At 73.9% G+C, this 20,049-nt stretch carries 17 protein-coding genes; 13 read left to right on the top strand and 4 right to left on the bottom strand.

Annotated elements, in window-relative coordinates; translation table 11 throughout:
- The first annotated feature begins 9 nt into the window (after nucleotides 1–9).
- Nucleotides 10–900, top strand: a complete 891-nt coding sequence (locus LIV37_RS45335; protein WP_243146542.1) for a glycosyltransferase family 2 protein — start codon at nucleotides 10–12, stop codon at nucleotides 898–900.
- Nucleotides 901–1,042: 142 nt separating this feature from the next.
- Here LIV37_RS45335 and LIV37_RS45330 read toward each other — a convergent pair whose 3' ends face one another.
- On the bottom strand, nucleotides 1,043–2,308 hold the full coding sequence (locus tag LIV37_RS45330) for an APC family permease (RefSeq protein WP_121826607.1): 1,266 nt from the start codon (nucleotides 2,306–2,308) through the stop codon (nucleotides 1,043–1,045).
- Nucleotides 2,309–2,529: 221 nt separating this feature from the next.
- Between LIV37_RS45330 and LIV37_RS45325 the strand changes: the two genes are divergently transcribed.
- Entirely contained in the window at nucleotides 2,530–2,889 is a 360-nt protein-coding gene (locus LIV37_RS45325) for an ArsR/SmtB family transcription factor (RefSeq protein ID WP_020873794.1), read from the top strand.
- Between the two features lie 30 nt (nucleotides 2,890–2,919).
- On the opposite strand, the gene LIV37_RS45320 is transcribed toward LIV37_RS45325, so the two are convergent.
- Nucleotides 2,920–3,918 (bottom strand): cation diffusion facilitator family transporter, encoded by a 999-nt coding sequence (locus LIV37_RS45320; protein WP_020873793.1) that lies wholly within the window; start codon nucleotides 3,916–3,918, stop codon nucleotides 2,920–2,922.
- Between the two features lie 212 nt (nucleotides 3,919–4,130).
- On the opposite strand from LIV37_RS45320, the gene LIV37_RS45315 reads away from it, so the two are divergent.
- The 6 genes from LIV37_RS45315 to LIV37_RS45290 all read left to right on the top strand — a co-directional run bounded on the left by LIV37_RS45315 (nucleotide 4,131) and on the right by LIV37_RS45290 (nucleotide 10,955).
- Complete coding sequence (locus tag LIV37_RS45315) at nucleotides 4,131–5,258, top strand: LacI family DNA-binding transcriptional regulator (protein ID WP_020873792.1); 1,128 nt, start codon at nucleotides 4,131–4,133, stop codon at nucleotides 5,256–5,258.
- Entirely contained in the window at nucleotides 5,255–6,256 is a 1,002-nt protein-coding gene (locus tag LIV37_RS45310) for a 2-hydroxyacid dehydrogenase (RefSeq protein ID WP_020873791.1), read from the top strand. Before LIV37_RS45315 ends, LIV37_RS45310 begins: the two co-directional genes overlap by 4 nt.
- A gap of 14 nt (nucleotides 6,257–6,270) precedes the next feature.
- Nucleotides 6,271–7,476, top strand: coding sequence for a D-mannonate dehydratase ManD (gene manD / locus LIV37_RS45305; protein ID WP_185058133.1), 1,206 nt, complete (start codon nucleotides 6,271–6,273; stop codon nucleotides 7,474–7,476).
- A 5-nt stretch (nucleotides 7,477–7,481) separates the two neighbouring features.
- Nucleotides 7,482–8,999, top strand: a complete 1,518-nt coding sequence (locus tag LIV37_RS45300; RefSeq protein WP_020873789.1) for a mannitol dehydrogenase family protein — start codon at nucleotides 7,482–7,484, stop codon at nucleotides 8,997–8,999.
- A gap of 122 nt (nucleotides 9,000–9,121) precedes the next feature.
- The gene (locus tag LIV37_RS45295) at nucleotides 9,122–10,516 is read left to right on the top strand and encodes an MFS transporter (RefSeq protein WP_020873788.1); all 1,395 of its coding nucleotides are present in this window, start codon (nucleotides 9,122–9,124) and stop codon (nucleotides 10,514–10,516) included.
- A gap of 235 nt (nucleotides 10,517–10,751) precedes the next feature.
- Nucleotides 10,752–10,955, top strand: a complete 204-nt coding sequence (locus LIV37_RS45290) for a L28 family ribosomal protein (RefSeq protein WP_121826761.1) — start codon at nucleotides 10,752–10,754, stop codon at nucleotides 10,953–10,955.
- 103 nt (nucleotides 10,956–11,058) lie between these two features.
- Here LIV37_RS45290 and LIV37_RS45285 read toward each other — a convergent pair whose 3' ends face one another.
- Nucleotides 11,059–12,135: an enoyl-CoA hydratase/isomerase family protein gene (locus tag LIV37_RS45285; protein ID WP_020873787.1), complete on the bottom strand. Its 1,077-nt coding sequence runs from the start codon at nucleotides 12,133–12,135 to the stop codon at nucleotides 11,059–11,061.
- Nucleotides 12,136–12,346: 211 nt separating this feature from the next.
- Between LIV37_RS45285 and LIV37_RS45280 the strand changes: the two genes are divergently transcribed.
- From LIV37_RS45280 to LIV37_RS45270, 4 genes are all read left to right on the top strand, one after another.
- Entirely contained in the window at nucleotides 12,347–13,801 is a 1,455-nt protein-coding gene (locus tag LIV37_RS45280; protein ID WP_020873786.1) for a serine hydrolase domain-containing protein, read from the top strand.
- Between the two features lie 365 nt (nucleotides 13,802–14,166).
- Nucleotides 14,167–14,298, top strand: a complete 132-nt coding sequence (locus tag LIV37_RS51930) for a hypothetical protein (RefSeq protein ID WP_020873785.1) — start codon at nucleotides 14,167–14,169, stop codon at nucleotides 14,296–14,298.
- A 69-nt stretch (nucleotides 14,299–14,367) separates the two neighbouring features.
- Nucleotides 14,368–15,894 carry an FAD-dependent oxidoreductase gene (locus LIV37_RS45275; RefSeq protein WP_020873784.1) on the top strand — a complete coding sequence of 509 codons (1,527 nt, stop codon included), beginning with the start codon at nucleotides 14,368–14,370 and terminating at the stop codon, nucleotides 15,892–15,894.
- Between the two features lie 110 nt (nucleotides 15,895–16,004).
- Complete coding sequence (locus tag LIV37_RS45270; RefSeq protein WP_020873783.1) at nucleotides 16,005–16,253, top strand: DUF5133 domain-containing protein; 249 nt, start codon at nucleotides 16,005–16,007, stop codon at nucleotides 16,251–16,253.
- A 41-nt stretch (nucleotides 16,254–16,294) separates the two neighbouring features.
- Here the strand turns inward: LIV37_RS45270 and LIV37_RS45265 are convergent, their stop codons facing one another.
- Nucleotides 16,295–17,197 carry an SCO4651 family lipoprotein gene (locus tag LIV37_RS45265; protein ID WP_020873782.1) on the bottom strand — a complete coding sequence of 301 codons (903 nt, stop codon included), beginning with the start codon at nucleotides 17,195–17,197 and terminating at the stop codon, nucleotides 16,295–16,297.
- A gap of 232 nt (nucleotides 17,198–17,429) precedes the next feature.
- Between LIV37_RS45265 and LIV37_RS45260 the strand changes: the two genes are divergently transcribed.
- Nucleotides 17,430–19,916 (top strand): SpoIIE family protein phosphatase, encoded by a 2,487-nt coding sequence (locus LIV37_RS45260; protein ID WP_020873781.1) that lies wholly within the window; start codon nucleotides 17,430–17,432, stop codon nucleotides 19,914–19,916.
- Nucleotides 19,917–20,049: the final 133 nt, after the last annotated feature.

Genomic DNA, 20,049 nt, shown 5'->3' with positions numbered 1-20,049 from the left:
CTGGTGGCCGTGAACGCACCAGGCCCCTCCGTCGGCGTGGTCCTCGCCACCCGAGACCGCGCCGAAGGACTCGCCACCGCCCTGGAACACCTCACCGCCCTGCCGGAGCGGCCACCGGTCGTGGTCGTGGACAACGGCTCGACGGACCACACCCGGGCCATGGTCGCCGAGCGCTTTCCCCAGGTGCGGGTCCTGGCACAAGGGGCCAACCGCGGCACGCTCGCCCGCAACGACGGCGTACGCGCCATCGGCACGCCCTACGTGGCCTTCAGCGATGACGACTCCTGGTGGCGGCCCGGCGCCCTGGCGCGGGCCGCCACCCTGCTGAACGGCCATCCGCGGCTGGGGCTGCTGGCGGCCCAGGTACGGGTCGGCCCGGCGGAGCGGCCCGATCCGCTCAACGCCGCGCTGGCCGCCTCCCCCGTCGGCCGGGCCGAGGACCTTCCCGGCCACGAGGTGTTCGGCTTCCTCGCCCGCGGGGCCGTGGTGCGCCGCGACGCCTTCCTGGAAGTGGGCGGCTTCCATCCGCTGGTCCTCTCCGGCGGCGAGGAGACGCTGCTCGCGTACGACCTCGCCGCGATGGGCTGGGGCCTCTCGTACTGCCCCGAGGTGGTCGCCCACCACCATCCGGGCCCCGCATCGCGCGACGACGAGCGCACCGCCCTGATACGGCGCGACGAGCTGATCGGCTGCTGGCTGCGCCGCCCACTGCCGCTCGCCGCCCGGCGCACCGCCGGGCTGCTCACCGAGGCCGGGCGGGACCCGGTGGCGCGGGCCGCGCTGGGCGGTCTGCTCGCCCGGCTGCCGGCCACGCTGTGGCAGCGGCGGCCGCTGCCGCCGTGGGTCGAGGAGGCCGCCCGGCGCGTGGACCGGCAGCGGTCGGACGACGCACCCCGATAGTCGGCCCTTCCTTCGCGTCGGGGCCCCGCCCCAGCACCCGTGACGAATGGAAGCGATCAGGGCACACTCCCCGTTCCGCCATCCCCCAGCCGGTCGGCCGATGGGGGAAAGGTCCTCGTGCGACGGCGGTGGCGGGGATCGCCTACGCGGCCGTCGCGCGCCGCACCCCGTAGGCCGCGGCGCCCAGGGCCAGCACCGCCGCGCCGGAGACCACCGAGGAGACCGGCAGCGCGAAGGCCAGCACCAGACAGCCGGCCAGGCCGAGCCCCGGCACGATCCGCGGTGGCCGCCCCTCGGCGGGGGTGAGGGTCCAGGCGGAGGCGTTGGCGACGGCGTAGTAGGCCAGCACCCCGAACGAGGAGAACCCGATCGCACCGCGCAGATCCGCCGTCGCCGCCAGGACCGCCACCACCGCGCCCACGGCCAGTTCGGCGCGGTGCGGCACCGCGAACCGGGGGTGCACGGCGGCCAGTGCGGACGGAAGGTGCCGGTCGCGGGCCATGGCCAGGGTGGTCCGGGAGACGCCCAGGATCAGTGCGAGCAGCGACCCCAGCGCGGCCACCGCGGCGCCCGCCCGTACCACCGGCGCCAGCCCCGGGAGCCCGGCGGCGCACACGGCGTCGGCCAGCGGGGCGCCCGCCGCGCCGAGCCCGCCGCTGCCCAGCACGGTCAGCGCGGCGATCGCGACCGCCGCGTAGACGGCCAGGGTGATGCCGAGCGCGAGGGGGATGGCGCGGGGGATGGTGCGCGCCGGGTCGCGGACCTCCTCGCCGAGGGTGGCGATCCGGGCGTATCCGGCGAAGGCGAAGAACAGCAGGCCGCCCGCGCGCAGCACCCCGCCGAGGGTGGCGTCGCCGCCGATCTCCAGCCGTGCGGCGTCTGCCTCCCCGGCGGTGAGGAGTGCGACGACCAGGGCGGCGAGAACCGCGAGCACGACGGCCACGATCGCCCGGGTCAGCCAGGCGGCCTTGTGCACACCCATGTAGTTGACGGCCGTCAGCGCCACCACGGCCGCCACCGCCACCGCGTGTGCCTGGGCGGGCCAGACGTAGGAGCCGACGGTCAGGGCCATCGCCGCACAGGAGGCGGTCTTGCCGACCACGAACCCCCAGCCGGCCAGATACCCCCAGAAGTCGCCCAGCCGCTCACGGCCGTAGACATAGGTGCCACCGGACCGCGGATAGCGGGCGGCCAGCCGCGCGGAGGAGGTGGCGTTGCAGTACGCCACCACTCCTGCGGCCACCAGGCCGAACAGCAGCCCCGTCCCCGCCTCCCGCGCGGCGGGCCCCAGCGCCCCGAAGACACCCGCGCCGATCATCGACCCCAGGCCGACCACGACCGCGTCGAAGACCCCGATGCGCCGCCGCAACTCCCCCGGTCCGGCAGGGGTGTTCACCGTGTCCCCCATCGCTCAGCCCCGGCCCGTGTCGAGGCCGTACCCGGTCCGGCGGCGCGGGTGCGAGCCGCTGACCGGCCCGAGGGCGCGCGGCAGCGGGAGTTGGCGGGAGACGGCGTAGTGCATGGGCCCCAGTATGGTGCCGGGTTTCGGCCACCGGCCAGGGCCCTCCCCCTCGACACCATGCGGGCCGAGCGGGGTCCGCCGTTCGCCCGCCGCTCTACGATGGGGACATGCCGGTCAGCGAACCCTCCCCAACTGCGACCCGGTCGCATACGCATCCCAGCGGCGCGGCGCAGTTCGCCACGGCCGCCGGTGTCTTCTCGCTGCTGTCCGACCCGACCCGGCTGCATCTGGTGTGGTCCCTCGCCCGGGGCGAGGCCGATGTCAACACCCTCACCGAGGCCAGCGGGGCGGCCCGCCCGGCGGTGAGCCAGCATCTGGCCAAGCTCCGGCTGGCCGGGCTGGTCCGGGTGCGCAAGGAGGGCCGCCGCTCGGTGTACTCCCTTCACGACGGCCATCTGCGCCGGCTGGTCACCGAGGCCGTCAACCACGCGGACCACATGGTCACCGGGGCCCCGCCGCACGACTGAGCCTCGGCGGCGGACGCCGACGGGATCTCCTCACACGGCGTGGTGGGCCAGCAGCCGATGCGGGTCCTCCGCGCCCGGCCCGGGGGCCGGATCGGTGTGCACCAGGGCCGCGGTCAGCCGGGGCACCGCGTGGCGGAGGGCGTGTTCGGCCCCGACCGCCACATCGTGTGCCGCCCGCAGATCCAGGCCCCCGTCCACCTCGACCGTGACCTCGGCGCGCAGCCGGTGGCCGATCCAGCGCATCCGGAGCTCGGTCACACCGAGCACTCCGGGGACCTCGCGCAGGGCGGCCTCGCCCGCGTCGATCACCGCCGGGTCGACGGAGTCCATCAGCCGCCGGAACACCTCGCGGGCCGCGTCCTTGAGGACGAGCAGGATGGCGGCGGTGATGGCCAGGCCGACGATCGGGTCCGCGGGCTGCCAGCCGAGCGCCGCGCCGCCCGCGCCCAGCAGCACGGCCAGGGAGGTGAAGCCGTCGGTGCGGGCGTGCAGCCCGTCGGCGACCAGGGCCGCCGAGCCGATCCGCCGCCCGACCCGGATCCGGTGCCGGGCCACCCATTCGTTGCCGATGAAGCCGAGGACCGCCGCGACCGCGACGACGCCCAGGTGGGACATGGCTTGCGGGTGCAGCAGCCGCTCCACGGACTCGTACGCGGCCAGGGCCGCCGAGGCGGCGATGGTCAGGACGATGACGATCCCGGCCAGGTCCTCGGCCCGGCCGTAGCCGTAGGTGAACCGGCGGTTCGCCGCGCGGCGCCCCAGGACGAACGCCACGCCGAGCGGCAGCGCGGTCAGCGCGTCGGCGGCGTTGTGGACGGTGTCGCCCAGCAGCGCCACCGAGCCGGACAGCACGACGACCGCGGCCTGGAGGACCGCGGTGGCGCCGAGGACGGCGAGGGAGAGCCACAGGGCGCGCATGCCCTCGGCGGAGGACTCCAGCGCGGAGTCGACCTTCTGCGCCGACTCGTGGGAGTGCGGTTTCAGCAGATGAGCGAGCTGGTGCCGATGTCCGTGGTGATGCGACTCCATGCCGCCATTATGTGCATACACGCGCACGCATGCACCCGTTGAGCCGGGGAAGACTTCGCCGGATCGGGAAAGACCCCTCCGGACCACGGAAGACTTCGGCGCCGACCGGCCTTGCCAATGTTTTGGCAAGCATTGACAAGGTTGCGCAACGGTGAAGACCATGCCACATGCCGTTCATCCACCCCACCCCGTCACACCGGTAACGGGCTGCCATGGCCCCCACCCTGACCGATGTCGCCAAGGGCGCCAATGTGGCGCTGTCCACGGCGTCCCGGGCGTTCAGCGACCCCGGCCGGCTCGGCCCCCAGACCCTGCGCAAGGTGCTGACCGTCGCGCAGGAACTGGGGTACGAACCACCCGTGGCGCGCACCGCCGAGAGCCCCACCGCGGCCCGCGCCGAGACCGCCACCGTCGCGCTCGTCGTCCCCGATATCGCCAACCCCGTCTTCGGGGCCTTCGTCAAGGCCGCACAGGGCGAGTGCCGGCACCGCAGGCAGACCGTCGTCCTCGCCGACACCGACCTCGACCCGGACCGTGAGCGCGAGGTCCTCGCACACCTGAAGGAGCGGGCGGACGGCCTGGTCGTGTGCTCTCCCCGGCTGGACGCGGACGATGTGCTCGACATCTGCGGCCGCACCCCCGCCGTGCTGGTCAACCGCGAAACGTCCGGCACCGACTGTGTGCTCGCCGACGCCGCCCACGGGATGCGCCAGGCCGTGGAATACCTCGCCGCCCTCGGACACCGGCGGATCGCCTACATCCAGGGCATGCGGCGCTCCTGGTCCAACGCCCACCGCGTCGACCTCGTACGCGCCGAGACCGAACGCGCCGGGCTGGAGCTGGAGTTGCTGGGCTGGCAGTCCGAGACGGTGGCGGGCGGCACCGCCGCCGCCGCGAGCGTCATGGCCTCGGGCGCCTCCGCCGTCATCGCGCACAACGACCTGATGGCGTTCGGTGTGCTGACCGGAGCCCGGGCGCTGGGGCTGAGCGTGCCCGGCGACCTCAGCGTCATCGGGTTCGACGACATCCCCTTCGCCGAGGTCTCCCAGCCGTCCCTGACCAGCGTCGCCGTGCCGATGGCCCGCGCCGGGGCGCTCAGCCTGCAGATGCTGGGGCAGGTCCTCGCGGGCGAGCGGCAGATCCCGCGCACGCACCGGCTGCCCACTCAGCTCATCGTGCGCGACTCCACCGGCCCCGCCACCACCCACACCCCCCGGCACCGGCCCGCCACGGCCACGGCGGCGCCCGGCACGCCCGCCACGGATATCGCGCCCGCCACGACCGCCGTGCCCAGCACACCCGCCGTCCCCGCCATCCCCGCCACCAAGGACGCCTCATGACCGCCGACCCCCTGACCGTGGTGGTCGCCGACCCCAATCTCGCCCCGCTGCGCACCGAGTTCGAGGCCGCCCTCCCCCACGGCACGGCCGTCCGCTGGCCCGACCCCCGGCACACCGAGGCGGTCGAAGCCGCCGTGGCGGACGCGGACGTCCTCGTCTCGGGCCGGTGCACCGCCGCCATGGCGGCGGCGGCCACCCGGCTCCGGCTGGTCCACGCCGCCGGAGCGGGAACGGACAACATCGACATCGCCGCGCTGGCGCCGGGCACCTGGGTGGCCAACACCTTCCACCACGAGAACGCCATCGCCGAATACCTCGTATCCGCCACGATCCTGATGCGCCGTGGCTTTCTGCGCCAGCACACCGCGCTGCGCCGGGAGGCACACTGGGACTCGCCCGCCCATGACCCACGGGCCCCCTGGGCGGAGGACCTGACCGCCGCCACCGTCGGATTCGTCGGCTTCGGCCACATCGGGGCCCGCTGCTGGCGGCTGTTCCAGGCGTTCGGCGCGCGGGGCGTCGCCGTCACCCGGAGCGGGGACGTGGACGCGGCGGCCCACGGACTGCTGTGGGCCGGGGCCGTCAAGGACCTCGACGCCCTGCTGGAGAGCTGCGACGCCGTGGTGGTGTCCGTGCCGCTCACCGAGGACACCACCGGGCTGATCGGCGCGGCCGAGCTGTCCCGGATGCGCCCGGACGCGGTCCTGGTCAACGTCGGCCGTGGCCCCGTCGTGGACGAGGACGCGCTGTACGAGGCGCTGAGGGACCGCACCATCGGCGGCGCCGCGATCGACGTCTGGTACCACTACCCGGCCGACGGGCACACCGCCGCCCCCGGCAAGCACCCCTTCGACACGCTGGACAACGTGCTGATGACCCCACACTCCTCGGGCCTCACCCGCCAGACCTTCGTCCACCGCACCGCCGACATCACCGCCAACATCCGCCGGCTCGCCGCGGGCGAACCGCTCCACAACGTGGTGGCGGTGGCCCCGTGACGACGACCGACACCATCACCGCCGTCGACGTCCTCGTCACCAGCCCGGGCCGCAACTTCGTCCTCCTCAAGATCACCACCGCGGACGGCGTCACCGGCTGGGGCGACGCCACCCTCAACGGCCGTGAACTCGCCGTCGCCTCCTATCTCCGCGACCACCTCGCCCCCCTCCTCATCGGCCGCGACCCGGCCCGCGTCGAGGACACCTGGCAATACCTCTACCGCGGGGCCTACTGGCGGCGCGGACCCGTGACCATGACCGCCATCGGCGCGGTGGACATCGCGCTGTGGGACATCAAGGGCAAGACCACCGGACAGCCCGTCTACCAGCTGCTGGGCGGCGCGGTCCGCGACCGGATCCTCGCCTACACCCACGCCACCGGCTGGGACCTCCCCCAGCTGCTGGAGTCCATCGAGGTACGACGGGACCGCGGCTTCCGCGCCGTCCGGGCCCAAAGCGGCGTCCCCGGCCTGGAGATGGTCTACGGGGTCAGCAGGACCGGCACCGGATACGAACCGGCCGGCCGGGGCGCCGCCCCCGTCGAGGAGACCTGGGACACCGACGCCTACCTCCGCCACATCCCCCGCCTCCTCACCCGGATACGCGAACACGTGGGCCCCGAGCTGAAACTGCTCCACGACACCCACCACCGGCTCACCCCCGGCGAGGCCGCCCGGCTCGGCCGCGCCCTGGAACCGGCCGACCTCTTCTGGCTGGAGGACGTCACCCCCGCCGAGAACCAGGAGGTGCTGCGGCACATCCGCCACCACACCACCGTCCCGCTCGCCATTGGCGAAGTGTTCAACACCGTCTGGGAGTGCCAGACGCTGATCACCGAGCAGCTGATCGACTTCATCCGCACCTGTGTCAGCCACGCGGGCGGCATCAGCCATCTGCGGCGCATCGCCACCCTCGCCGACCTCTGGCAGGTACGGCTCGGACCGCACGGCCCCTCGGACATCTCACCCATCGCCCTCGGCGCCTCACTCCACCTCGGCCTGGCCACGCCCAACTTCGCCATCCAGGAGTACATGGGCTACCAACCCCTGGTCCACGAGGTGTTCCGGCACGCCTGGTCCTACGCCGACGGCCACCTCCACCCCGGCGACACCCCCGGCATCGGCGTAGAGATCGACGAGGAACTCGCCGCCCGCCACCCCTACGAACCCGCCTATCTGCCGGTCGCGCGACGGCTCGACGGCTCGATGACGGACTGGTGACACCGATGCCCCACGCCCTCCCCCGCCTCCGCCACGCCACCGCCCCGGCGGCCGCCCTCACCCTCCCCCGCCCGCCCGCCGAAACCGGCATCGTCCACCTGGGCCTCGGCAACTTCCACCGCGCCCACCAGGCCGTCCACACCGCCGCCGCCCTGCGCCACACCGACGGCCCCTGGGGCATCCTCGGCGTCGCCAGCCACTCCGCCACCGTGGCGCGGGCGATGCGCGACCAGGAGATGGCCTACGCCGTCGTGGAGATCTCCCCCGACGACACCCGCGTCACCGTCCCCGCCGTGCACACCGGCACCCTCGTGGCCACCGAACAGCCCGACGACCTCCTCGACGCCCTCGCGGCCCGCACCACGGCCGTCATCACCCTGACCGTCACCGAACACGGCTACACCTTCTCCCCGCGCACCGGCGGCCTCGACCTCGACGCCCCCGCCGTCCAGGCCGACCTGCGCGGCGATACGCCACCACGGACCACCATCGGCCAGATCGTCCGCGGCCTCCAGCGCCGCATGCGCACCCACGCCCGGCCCGTCACCGTGCTCAGCTGCGACAACCTCGTCGGCAACGGAGCCCAGACCAGGCGGCTCGTCCACGAGTTCACCCAGGCCCTCCCGGCGGCCGAACGCGACGACCTCGCGCCCTGGCTGGAATCCGCCGTGGCCTTCCCCAACTCCATGGTCGACCGCATCGTCCCCGCCACCACCGGCACCTACCGCGACGCCGTCGCCACCCACCTCGGCGTACGCGACACCGTCCCGGTGCCGGCCGAACCCTTCAGCATGTGGGTCATGGAGGACCGCTTCGCCGCCGGACGCCCGCGCTGGGAAACCGGCGGGGCGCTCTTCACCGACGACGTCGAACCCTACGAACTGCTCAAGCTGCGCCTGCTCAACGGCACCCACTCCCTCATCGCCTACCTCGGCGCGCTGGACGGACGGGAGACCATCCCGGGCGCCACCGCCCGGCCGTTCATCGCCGAAGCCGCCCGCGCGGTGCTCCACGACGACTATCTGCCGACCCTCACCGTGCCCACCGACATCGACCTCGACCACTACATCGGACAGCTCTTCGACCGCTGGGCCAACACCGCCCTGGGCCACCGCACCCGGCAGGTCGGCTCCGACGGCTCGGTCAAACTGCGCCAACGGGTCCCCGAACCCGCCCTGTTCCACCTGCGGGCCGGGCGCATGCCCCACCATCTCGCCCTCACCGTCGCCGCCTATCTGTGCTGCGTGGCACCGCGCCCCGGCTTCTCCCCCGGCCCCCACGCCACCGCGATGGCGGACCCCGCCCGGGAGACGCTCGCCACCATCGCCGCACGGGGCGCCACCGCCTCCGGGCCGTCCTTCGTCGAGGCCGTCCTGGACAGCGGGCTGCTCGGCGACGGGCTGAGAGACCACCCGGACTTCGCCGCCCGGGTATCCGAGCTGATCGACCTCATCGTCCGCCACGGCCCCGCCGCCGCGGCAGCCGACGCCGCCGGGGCCCTCCGGACCCCCGCCCACCGCTGACCCCGCCCCCTATCCCGCCCATCTCGCCACTTCCCCCGTCCCTCCCCACTTCCCCCGTCCCCTTTCGCCTGCCCTCCCCTCCACCGCTCCGCTGCATCGATCCGTTCAAGGAGGCATGGATCATGGACAGCAATCCCACCCCCGCCACGGCGCGTCCCCCGTCGCCGGCCACTTCCCCCTCCGGCCCTTCCACCCCTTCCGAACCACCCGCCGACCCCCGCACGGTGCGCCGCGCCGCCCTGGCCGGTCTCATCGGCACCGCGCTCGAGCAGTACGACTTCGTCATCTACGGCACCGCATCGGCGCTGATCTTCAGCGATCTGTTCTTCCCCAACGCCTCACCGTCCGTGGGCATCCTGGCCAGCTTCAGCACCTACGCCGTGGGCTTCGCCGCCCGCCCGCTCGGCGGGCTCTTCTTCTCCCGCTACGGCGACCGCCTCGGCCGCAAATGGGTGCTGGTGGCGACCCTGCTCCTGATGGGCGGCTCCACCCTCGCCATCGGACTGCTGCCCACCTACAACGAGGTGGGGCTGCTCGCCCCGATCCTGCTGCTCATCTGCCGTATGGGACAGGGGTTCGGGGCCGGGGCCGAACAGTCCGGCGGCGCCATCCTGCTCACCGAGACCGCCGCCCCAGGACGTCGCGGCAGACTGTCCTCCCTCGTCATGACCGGCGCCGCGCTGGGCACCGCCCTGGGCGCGGTGGCCTGGATCCTCGCCCAACGCCTGTCCGACGACGCTCTGATGAGCTGGGGCTGGCGGCTGATCTTCGGCAGCAGCCTCCTCGTGACCGTGATCGCCCTGGTGCTGCGCCGCAAGCTCAACGAGAGTCCGGTCTTCACCGAACTCAAGGAGCAGCGGGAGCGGCCCGCCTCACCGGTGAAGGAGGTCTTCCAGCACGGCCGGAAGCCCATGCTGCTGGCGCTGTTCATGAACTTCGGCGTCAGCACCCAGTCCTACACGTACCAGGTCTTCATGGCCTCCTACCTGGTGTCCAGCGTCGGCGTCGACAAGGACTTCGTCCCCCAGGTGCTGCTGATCGGGGCCCTGTGCGGCGGTCTGGCGGCCATCTGCTTCGGCACGCTCTCCGACCGCCTCGGGCGGCGCCCGGTGTACTCCACCATCGCCGCCGCGCTGGTACTGCTCCCGGCCCCGACCTTCATCGCGCTGAACACCGGCTCCCACGTGGCCATCACCGTGGCCATCGTCATCGGCTTCATCCTGGCCTGCCACGGCTCGGTCGGCGTCCAGATGAGCTACTTCCCCGAACTGTTCGGCAAGCGCTACCGCTACGCGGGCGTCACGTTGGGCCGGGAGTTCTCCTCGCTGATCGGCGGCGGGGTCGCCCCGCTGATCTGCAGCGCGCTCCTCACCGCGTTCTCCGGCTCCTGGATACCGGTCGCCATCTATATGTCGCTGGTCACGGCGGTCAGCCTCGTCGCCACCCGGATGTCCCCGGAGACCCTCGACCGCGATCTGAACACGGCGGCCGACAGCACCGAGCCGGTGCGCCGGTGAATTCCTGGAGGACGTCCGACGGATCGTGACGCCTGCGGCGGGCTGATCCCCCTCCTGCCACACGGCGGGCACCCCGTGGCCCGGGACGTAGGGCAGCAGCGCCATCCCCCGCGCGTTCGTGATCGCACGGGCCGGCCGGCGCTGCTGCTGCGTTCAGCCCGTGTCCGTAGCGCCACTCGAACCGCTCGACGCGGCCGGCGGCCCGGTCGCGGAAGACGACGGGCCGGTACGCGGGGTGGATACCGGGCTGTACCGCCGCACCAAGCGCCGGTTCGATCCCAACGTCCAGCGCAAGCGCTACTGGCTGCCGAGCGAGGGCCGCCGCATCCGGCTCACCCTCAGCACCAACCATCTGCGCACCTTCGGACTGTCCCGCATCCGGCTCCGCGAGATGGCCCACGCCGGCGAACTCCCCGGGGTGACCAAGAGCAGCTGGTGACCGCACGCCGGGCCGGGTCGCCCCGTCGAGGCGTGCCGCTTGGCACACTATTTTGCTCCGTCGACGCCGACGGTCCCCCCATCGACGTCGACGGATCGTCCGGCTACGGCGCGTCGCCGAGGCGAAGGTCACCGTCGACGGGCGGCGCGAAGAAACCGGCCACCTCCGCGTCCGTGACCTCGGCGAGGGCCGCCGGGGTCCAGCGGGGGCGGCGGTCCTTGTCGATCACCTGGGCGCGGATGCCCTCGACGAGGTCCGGGCGGGACAGGGCCGCGCAGGAGACGCGGTACTCCTGTTCCATGACGCGCTCCAGCGAGCCGAGCGCCCGGGCTCCGCGGACGGCGGCCAGGGTGACCTTCAGCGCGGTGGGGGACTTGGCGAGGAGGGTCTCGGCGGTCTCCTTGGCGGCCGGTTCGCCGACGGCCATCAGCCGGTCCACGATCTCCTCGACGGTGTCCGCCGCATAGCACTGGTCGATCCACTCCCGGTGGCCGTCCAGGGTCCCGGCCGGGGCCTCGACGGCGTACCGGGGCAGGACGTCCGCCACCGGCTCCGCGGCCAGGTCACGGGTCAGCGCGGGCAGTTCCCCGGAGGGGACGACATGGTCGGCCAGCCCGCAGCGCAGGGCGTCGGCGGCGCCCACCGACGCTCCCGTGAGCGCCAGATGCGTGCCCAGTTCGCCCGGTGCGCGGGCCAGCAGATGGGTGCCGCCGACGTCCGGTACGAAGCCGATGGTGGTCTCGGGCATGGCCACCCGGGAGCGCTCGGTGACGATCCGCACACCGCCGTGGGCCGAGACCCCGACGCCGCCGCCCATCACGATGCCGTCCATCAGGGCCACGTAGGTCTTGGGGTAGCGGGCGATCCGGACGTTGAGCGTGTACTCGTCGCGCCAGAACGCCCGCGAGGCCGCGCCGCCGCCCGAGGTCACGTCCTGGTGGATCAGGCGGATGTCGCCGCCCGCGCACAGCCCGCGCTCCCCCGCCCCGTCGAGCACCACGGCCGCCACGGCCGGGTCCCGCTCCCAGGCGGTGAGGGCCTCGGCGACGCGGGTCACCATCGGATGAGTGAGGGCGTTGAGGGCGCGGGGCCGGTTGAGGGTGAGATGTCCGGCGCGGCCCTCGACGCGCGTCAGCACGGCGTCGTCGTCGGTCACGCGATCGGTCACGGAGTCGGTCACGAGGTGTTCGTTCCTTCCGGCGTCTGGTGCGTTCGCGGATCACCGGCGATCCGTCACCGTCGATCCGTCACCACCGATCCTCTCAGCGAGCCCCCGGCCCGCCGCGGCCGCGCCCTCCGCCCGGCCGGGCGGCACAAAACCCTCTGGACACCCGCCGCCCCGCCGGGGAGGGTTGGCGCAGCCCACTCCTGACCCCACGAGGACCCGTCTGATGAGTGCTCATCCGCTGCCCACCAGCACCCCCGCCGCCGAGGGCGTGGACGCGCGGGGCGTCCACGCCTTCCTCGACGCCGTCGAGGGCGCGCCGGACATCGAGCCGCACAGTCTGATGATCCTGCGCCACGGCCGGCTGGTCGCCTCCGGCTGGTGGGCGCCGTACACCGCCGAGCGGCCGCATCTGCTCTACTCCCTCAGCAAGAGCTTCACCTCCACGGCGGCGGGGCTGGCCGCCGCCGACGGTCTGCTGGACCTCGACGCCCCCGTGATCTCGTACTTCCCCGAGTTCGAGGCGGAGATCACCGACCCGGGCAGTCGCGCCATGCTCGTACGCGATGTCGCGTCGATGGCCAGCGGACACCTCGAGGAGACGCTGGAGCGGGCGTTCGGGCTGGATCCGGAGGAGCCCGTGCGCGGCTTCCTGCGACTGCCGCCGGATCGCGCGCCGGGCACCGTCTTCGCGTACAACCAGCCCGCCACGTACACGCTCGCCGCGATCGTCCAGCGGGTCACCGGGCAGTCGCTGACGGAGTACCTGCGGCCTCGCCTGTTCGATCCGCTGGGCATCGGCGAGACGGCCTGGCTGCAGGTGCCGGCCGGGCGCGACCTCGGCTTCAGCGGGCTGTTCGCGGCCACCGACGCGATCGCCCGGCTGGGGCTGCTGTATCTGCGCGGCGGTGAGTGGGAGGGCGAGCGGCTGCTTCCGGCCTCCTGGGTCGAGGACGCGACCCGGCTGTGGATCCCGACCGAGGAGCCCATGGCGGGCGGCTCTGGGCCGGACTGGCGGCGTGGGTACGGGCTCCAGTTCTGGATGTCCCGGCACGGGTACCGGGGCGACGGGGCGTACGGGCAGTTCTGCCTGGTGCTGCCCGAGCACGATGTGGTGATCGCCACGACGGCGGACACCGAGCGGATGCAGGCCGTCCTGGACGCGGTCTGGGAACATCTGCTGCCCGCGTTCGGCGACGCGCCGCTCACCGGCCGCGAGGACGAGGACGCCGCGCTGGAGCGGCGGCTGTCCCGGCTCGCCCTGCCTCCGCCGGCGGCGAAGCCCGCGCCGCTCTCGGACCCCGGCGCCTGGTCGGGCGCGGAGTTCACCCCCGAAGGCGGCGTCTGCGCGGACCAGCCGACCCTGACCGGGGTCACCGTGGCCGAGGACGGCTCCGGCGGCTGGGCCGTCTCGCTGGCCGAGCGGGCGTCCCGGCTGGACCTGGGGTTCGACGGCGCGGGGTGGCGGGTGCACACCGGGCCGGAGGCGCCCGTTCCGACGGCGGTGAGCGGGGGCTGGACGGACCCGGACACGCTGACCGTGGACATCGCGTTCCTGGAGACCCCACACCACCTGGTGGTCACCTGCTCCCTCGCCGACCGCGTCTTCACCGCGCGGTGGCGCACCACGCCGCTGCACCGCGGACCGCTGCACGCCATGCGCGCACCGGGGCCGCGTTGACTAGTTTGTGCGGCGCCGTTTCGCGCCTTCGGCGCCTTTGAGCATGGGGGCGGGGGTGCCCTGGCCAAGGCCCGTCGCCGGCGGTCGGCCGGTGGGGGCGGGCCCCGGTCGCGGCCCCCTCCGGCCCGGTCTTCGCGCCGATCCGGACCGCGGGGGGTCGGGGTACCCCTCTCGAAGACGTTTGACGAATTAGTTGCATCAGATCAAGTGTTTTCGTGAAGGGGGCACCCCCACCGGGGCTCCGGACCATGGGGATCCGCAGTCCGGCAACGGCCTCGGCTCCAGGCCACAGATGCCGCCACCAGGCCTCGCCCCCACTGGCCGGTGGTCGGCGATGCGGCCCGCGCCCGCCCCCACCTGCCCCGATGCTCAATCAACGCCAGCCCAGACGAAAGCGGGCTGCGCTGCTGAAGCGGGCCGGGCAGCAGCTCACCACCCTGGACTCGCCGCACTCCCGGGCCGCCTCGGCGCTGATCGCGGCCGAGGGCCCGGTGTAGGCGGCGGCCGGTTCGCCCGCCGCGTCCGCCCAGCCGCTTCAGGCGGGCGCCGGTGGGCACTCGGGGACGATGACGGAACTTCCCGGCGCGCCCGAGTCGTACTGGATGGCCACCGCCCCGCCCGGCACCCCCCACCCGGCCCTCACCGAGGACCTGGAGGTCGATGTCGCCGTGATCGGCGCCGGGATCGCGGGGCTGAGCACCGCGTGGGAGCTGGCCCGGGCCGGGCACCGGGTGGCGGTGCTGGAGGCGGGCCGGATCGCGGCGGGTGTCACCGGCCACACCACGGCCAAGCTCACGGCGCTGCATTCGCTCATCTACGACCGGCTGCGGCGCACCCGCGGGCCGGAGGGCGCGCGGATGTACGCGCGGTCGCAGTCCGAGGCCGTCGAGCGGGCGGTGGCGATCGCGGCCGAGCTCGGTGTCGACTGCGATCTGGAGCGCGTCCCGGCCTTCACCTACACCGAGGACCCGGCGCGCGCGGACACCGTGCGCGCCGAGGCGGAGGCCGCGAGCGAGGCGGGGCTGCCCGCCTCGTATGTGACGGAGACCGGGCTGCCCTTCCCGGTCGCGGGCGCGGTCCGGGTCGAGGGAGCGGCGCAGTTCCATCCGCGCGCCTATCTCCTCGGGCTGGCCGAGGATCTGCGCGCCCGAGGCGGCCGGATCCATGAGCACACCCGCGCCACCGGCTTGGAGGAGGGCACCCCCTGCCGGGTCACCACGGAGGGCGGGGCGGTGGTGACGGCGGGGGACGTGGTGATCGCCACCCACTACCCGGTGTTCGACCGGGCGCTGCTGTTCGCCCGGCTCTCGCCGCGCCGCGAACTCGTCGTGGCCGGTCCCCTTCCCGCCGACCGGGATCCGCGGGGCGCGTACATCACCCCGGACCAGCGCACCCGGTCGGTGCGCACCGCGCCGTACGGCGACGGGCGGCGGCTGCTGATCGTGACCGGGGAGAGCTTCACCCCCGGCACCGGGGACACCGCCGAGCGCTTCGAGCGGCTGGCGGACTGGACCCGGGAGCGGTTCCCCGGCGTGGAGATCACCCACCGCTGGGCCGCGCAGGACAACGACCCGACCGACACCGTGCCGCTGATCGGCCCCTTCCACCCCGGCGCGCGCCACACCTATGTCGCGACGGGCTTCGCGGGCTGGGGCCTGAGCGGCGGCATCATGGCGGGCCGGCTGCTCACCGCGCTCATCGGCGGTGAGCGGCCGGAGTGGGCCGGGCTGTACGACCCCCGGCGGCTGGGGACCGCGCTGCGCGAGGCCCCGGCGCTGCTCGGCCACCAGTTCCACGTCGGGAAGCATTTCGTCGGCGACCGGCTGAGCACCCCGGGCGCCGACTCGGTCGACCGGATCGCCCCGGGCACCGGGGCCGTGGTCCGCCTGGACGGGCGGCGCCGCGCCGTCTACCGGGACGAGGACGGCACAGCTCACGCGGTCTCGGCCCGGTGCACCCATCTGGGCTGTCTCGTGGCGTTCAACACCGCCGAGCGGGCCTGGGAGTGCCCCTGCCACGGCTCCCGCTTCGGCACCGACGGCCGGGTGCTCCAGGGCCCGGCCAACCAGCCCCTGGAGCGGCACGACATCTGACCCGCGTCCGATCCCCCCGCGGGCCCTGTCAGCCGAATCACGTACATGGCCCCCGGCCACGGGGGTACACGCCTGGCGTCAACCCGTCGGCTGAGAAAGGATCACTTGCCGTGCTGATGGCCCACCCGGTCGTACTTCAGAACCTCATCGAGCAGTACGAGACGCTGCGGACGCTGCACGCCGACTCGGGCGGCACCGAGGTACGGCAGCGGATGGACGACCTCGCCTACACCCTGTGCGTCTCCACCGGGACGCGGGACGTGGACGCCGCCCTCATCGCCGCCCGGCACCGGCTGCCCGGCGCGCGGGTGGAGGACGACTCGGCCCTCACGGCCGGGGCGGGGGCACCGGGCGCCTGAGCCCGCCGCGGCCGCCCACAGGCGAAGCCGCCCCCGCCGGATCAGCCCTCGGCCCCCCGCGCCAGCTCGGAGAGGTCCATGGTCTGGTTCGCCGGCGGCGCCTGCACCGTGACCGGCTCGTTGAGGGCCGAGAACGTAATGGTCATGTCGAGCGGGCCCTTGTCCCCCTCGCCGCGGATGCGGAACCGCTTGGTGTGGCCGTCCGGGTCGATCCACATGTCCATGGACAGCCGGTCGACCCCCATTCCCTCGTACGCCTTGAGGTTCTTCTCGCGGCGCTCGCGGGTCGCCGCGTCCTCGCCCTTCAGGCTCGCGCGCATCTGGCGGAGGCTGATGGTGCCCCGGTAGTGCGTCGTGCGCACCCCGTCGATGGTCTCCTCGCCGACCCGCTTCACATCGTCGGCGCCGGAGAGAAAGGCCGACTCTTCGGCCGGGTTCTTGTCGGCCTGGCGGGACAGCGAACCGCCGGCCAGCGCGCCGGTCGCCTTCTCGCCCAGCGCCCCGAGGTCCAGCTTGAGCCAGGTCTTGCCGTCCAGCCCGGCGGCGGCCTCCTTGCCCCCGTCGAGGTACATCGCCCCGTCGACCATCCGGATCTCCACCGCCGCGTCCGAGCCCTGGCCGGCCGCGCGCATCTTCATGCTGACGGCGAGCGGCTTGGTGCTCATCGCCGCCTCGCCCTCGATCCGCCCGTCCTCGGGGGTGCGGCCGCTCATCCGGTAGCGGAACGAGGTGAGCTTCTCGCTCTTCTCGGCGGCCGCGCGCACGGCCGCCGCCGGGGCCATCCGCACCTGCTCCGAGGACTTCTCCCCCGCCTTGCCCTCGGACTTCCCGTCCGCCCCCGACGATCCGCAGCCGACCGCGCCGCCGCAGAGCAGCACGGCGGTGAGTACGGCACCGGCCGCACGGGCGCCCCTGCCATGTCCCCCATGTACGACCATGGCCATAAACCCCACCCCTTGCAGAACTTCTGTTCGTTTCGCTGTGATCCGGGACAGTACCAGCAGAGAGTGACAGCCGGCTCCGGCCATCATGCGCAGGCCGCGCACCGTGTGCCGACCCCTCTCACCGTGGGCATACTTGAAGACGCGACCATTGGTTCACTTTCCGCCAAGGGCGCCACGGCGGAGCCGTCACCTCGTCCACGGCGGAGGACCGGGACAAGGGTGAGATGACAGCATGACGCGACCGGACACCCCGCGGGACGAGTGGTCCGTCCGGTCGGGCGATCTCCTCGGCGAGGGGGCCACCGCCAAGGCCACGGTCGACGAGCACGGCATCGTCACCCAGTGGAACGAGGCGGCCCGCGGGCTGCTCGGCTACCGCCCCGCCGAGATCGTGGGCAGGCCCGTGGCCGAGCTGCTCCAGGACTCCTCGTCCGCCCGCGCCGAGGTGCCGGCCGCGCTCCGCTCCCCCTCCCCGCCGGCCCGGCTGAACGGGCGGGTCACGCTGCTGCGCCGCGATGGCTCCACCGTGCGGCTGGGGCTGCTGGCGCACCGCCGCACCTCGTCCGCCGGGGCCCCCGAGTGGCTGATCATCTCCGCCGTGCCGCGCGCCGGGGACGCCGCGGGGGACGAGGAGTTGATGCGGCGCTCCTTCCTCCAGGGCCCTTGCACGATGGCGGTCTGCGACACCGGGCTGCGGCTGCGCTGGGCCAACCACGACCTGGAACGGGTGATGGGCCTGGAGCAGGCGGAGATGCGGGGGCTGCGGATCCCGGAGATCCTGCCCGGCCCCGAATCCGAGTCGGCCGAGCGGACGATGCGGCGGGCGCTGGAGACGGGCGAGGGGCAGCGGCTGGAGCTGGCCACGCCCATGCCCGGCCATCCCCGCCCGCTCGCCTGGTCCGCCGTCGTCGCCCCGCTGCTGGACGGCGAGGGCCGGACGGCGGCCGTGATGCTGTCCGCGCACGACACGACCGCCCAGCTGACCGCCCGGCAGCGGCTGACCCTGCTCAACGAGGCCAGTGTGCGGATCGGCGGCACCCTGGACATCGACCGGACCGCGCAGGAGCTGGCCGATGTGGCCGTCCCGGCACTCGCCGACTTCGTGACGGTCGATCTGCTGCCCGCGGTGCACGACGGCGGCGAACCGCGCCCCGGCCCGCCGGGCGGCCATGTGCTGCTGCGCCGGGTCGCCTGCCGGTCGGTCTTCGCGGGCTGCCCGGAGGCCGTGCTGGAGCCGGGGCAGGTGGCCGCCTACCCCGAGTTCTCCCCCGCGGCCGAGTGTCTGAAGGCCGAGCGGGCGATGCTGAACCGGGTCACCGACCCCGCCGTCGCCCGGTGGGCCGACGAGGCACCGGAGCGGGCCGCCATGATCCGCCGGTTCGGGCTCCATTCGACGATGGCCGTTCCGATGCGGGCCCGCGGCACCACCCTCGGCGTGGCCACGTTCTCCCGGCATCGCCGCCCCGAGCCGTTCGAGCAGGACGATCTGCTGCTCGCCGAGGAGATGACGGCCAGGGCCGCCGTCTGCGTCGACAACGCCCGGCGGTACACCCACGAGCGGCACACCGCGCTGGCCCTGCAGCGCAGTCTGCTGCCGCGCACCCTGCCCCCGAGCGCCGCGGTGGAGGTCGCCTCCAGCTACCGTCCGGCCGACTCCCGGTCCGGGGTGGGCGGCGACTGGTTCGACGTCATCCGGCTGTCGGGCGCCCGGGTCGCCCTGGTCGTCGGCGATGTGGTGGGCCATGGCGTACGGGCGTCAGCGGCCATGGGGCGGCTGCGGACGGCGGTGCGCACCCTCGCCGACGTCGATCTCGCCCCCGATGAGCTGCTCACCCATCTGGACGATCTGATCAACCATCTGTCGGAGGAGACGGAGAACGACGACGGTGGTGCGGACCCGGCGGAGGCCGTGGACTCGGCGGAGGCCGTGGGGGTGACCAACGCGCAGGTCGGCGCCACCTGTCTGTACGCCGTCTACGACCCGGTCTCCCGCCGCTGCTCGCTGGCCCGGGCCGGGCATCCGCCGCCCGTGCTGGTGACGCCCGACGGCACCGCCACCCTGCTCGACCTGCCCGGCGGGCCACCGCTGGGGCTGGGGAGCCTGCCGTTCGAGAAGGCCGAGCTCGAACTGCCCGAGGGCAGCCTGCTGGCCCTCTACACCGACGGTCTGATCGAGTCCCGCGACCGGGACGTCGACAGGGCGATCGACACCCTGCGCGCCACCCTCGCCCGGCCCGCCGCCGCCCTGGACGGCCTCTGCCAGGCGGTGTTGACCGAGCTCCTGCCGGGCCACCCCACCGACGACATCGCCCTGCTCCTGGCCCGCACCCGGGGGCTGGACGCGGACAGCGTGGCCACCTGGCAGCTGCCGGACGACCCGGCCGTGGTGGCCCGGGCCCGCCGGGAGGCCGCCGAACGGCTGGCCGCGTGGGGGCTCGAAGAGGCCGCCTTCACCATGGAGGTGGTGGTCAGCGAGCTGGTCACCAACGCCATCCGGCACGCCACCCCGCCCATCGGGCTGCGGCTGATCCGTGACCGGGCCCTGATCTGCGAGGTTTCCGACGGCAGCGCCACCGCACCGCATCTGCGCCGCGCCCGCGCCTTCGACGAGGGCGGCCGCGGACTGCTGCTGGTGGCCCAGCTCACCGAGAGCTGGGGCACCCGGCAGACCGCCACGGGCAAGACCATCTGGGCCGAACTGGCCATGCCCGCCCCGTAGGAGCCATGGCCCGGAGAGCTTCGCATTTCGTCATCGCCGCTTCTCCACGGCTTCACGACCGCAGCCCCCGCCGCACCTCTTCACTACAATCGCGGAGCAACGAAGCCCCGCTCAGCAGAGGCTGAAGGCTGCC

The organism is Streptomyces rapamycinicus NRRL 5491 (assembly GCF_024298965.1).
Taxonomy (GTDB): domain Bacteria; phylum Actinomycetota; class Actinomycetes; order Streptomycetales; family Streptomycetaceae; genus Streptomyces; species Streptomyces rapamycinicus.
Note: the sequence above shows the minus strand (reverse complement) of the source record. Positions and strands in the feature narration are given on the sequence as shown.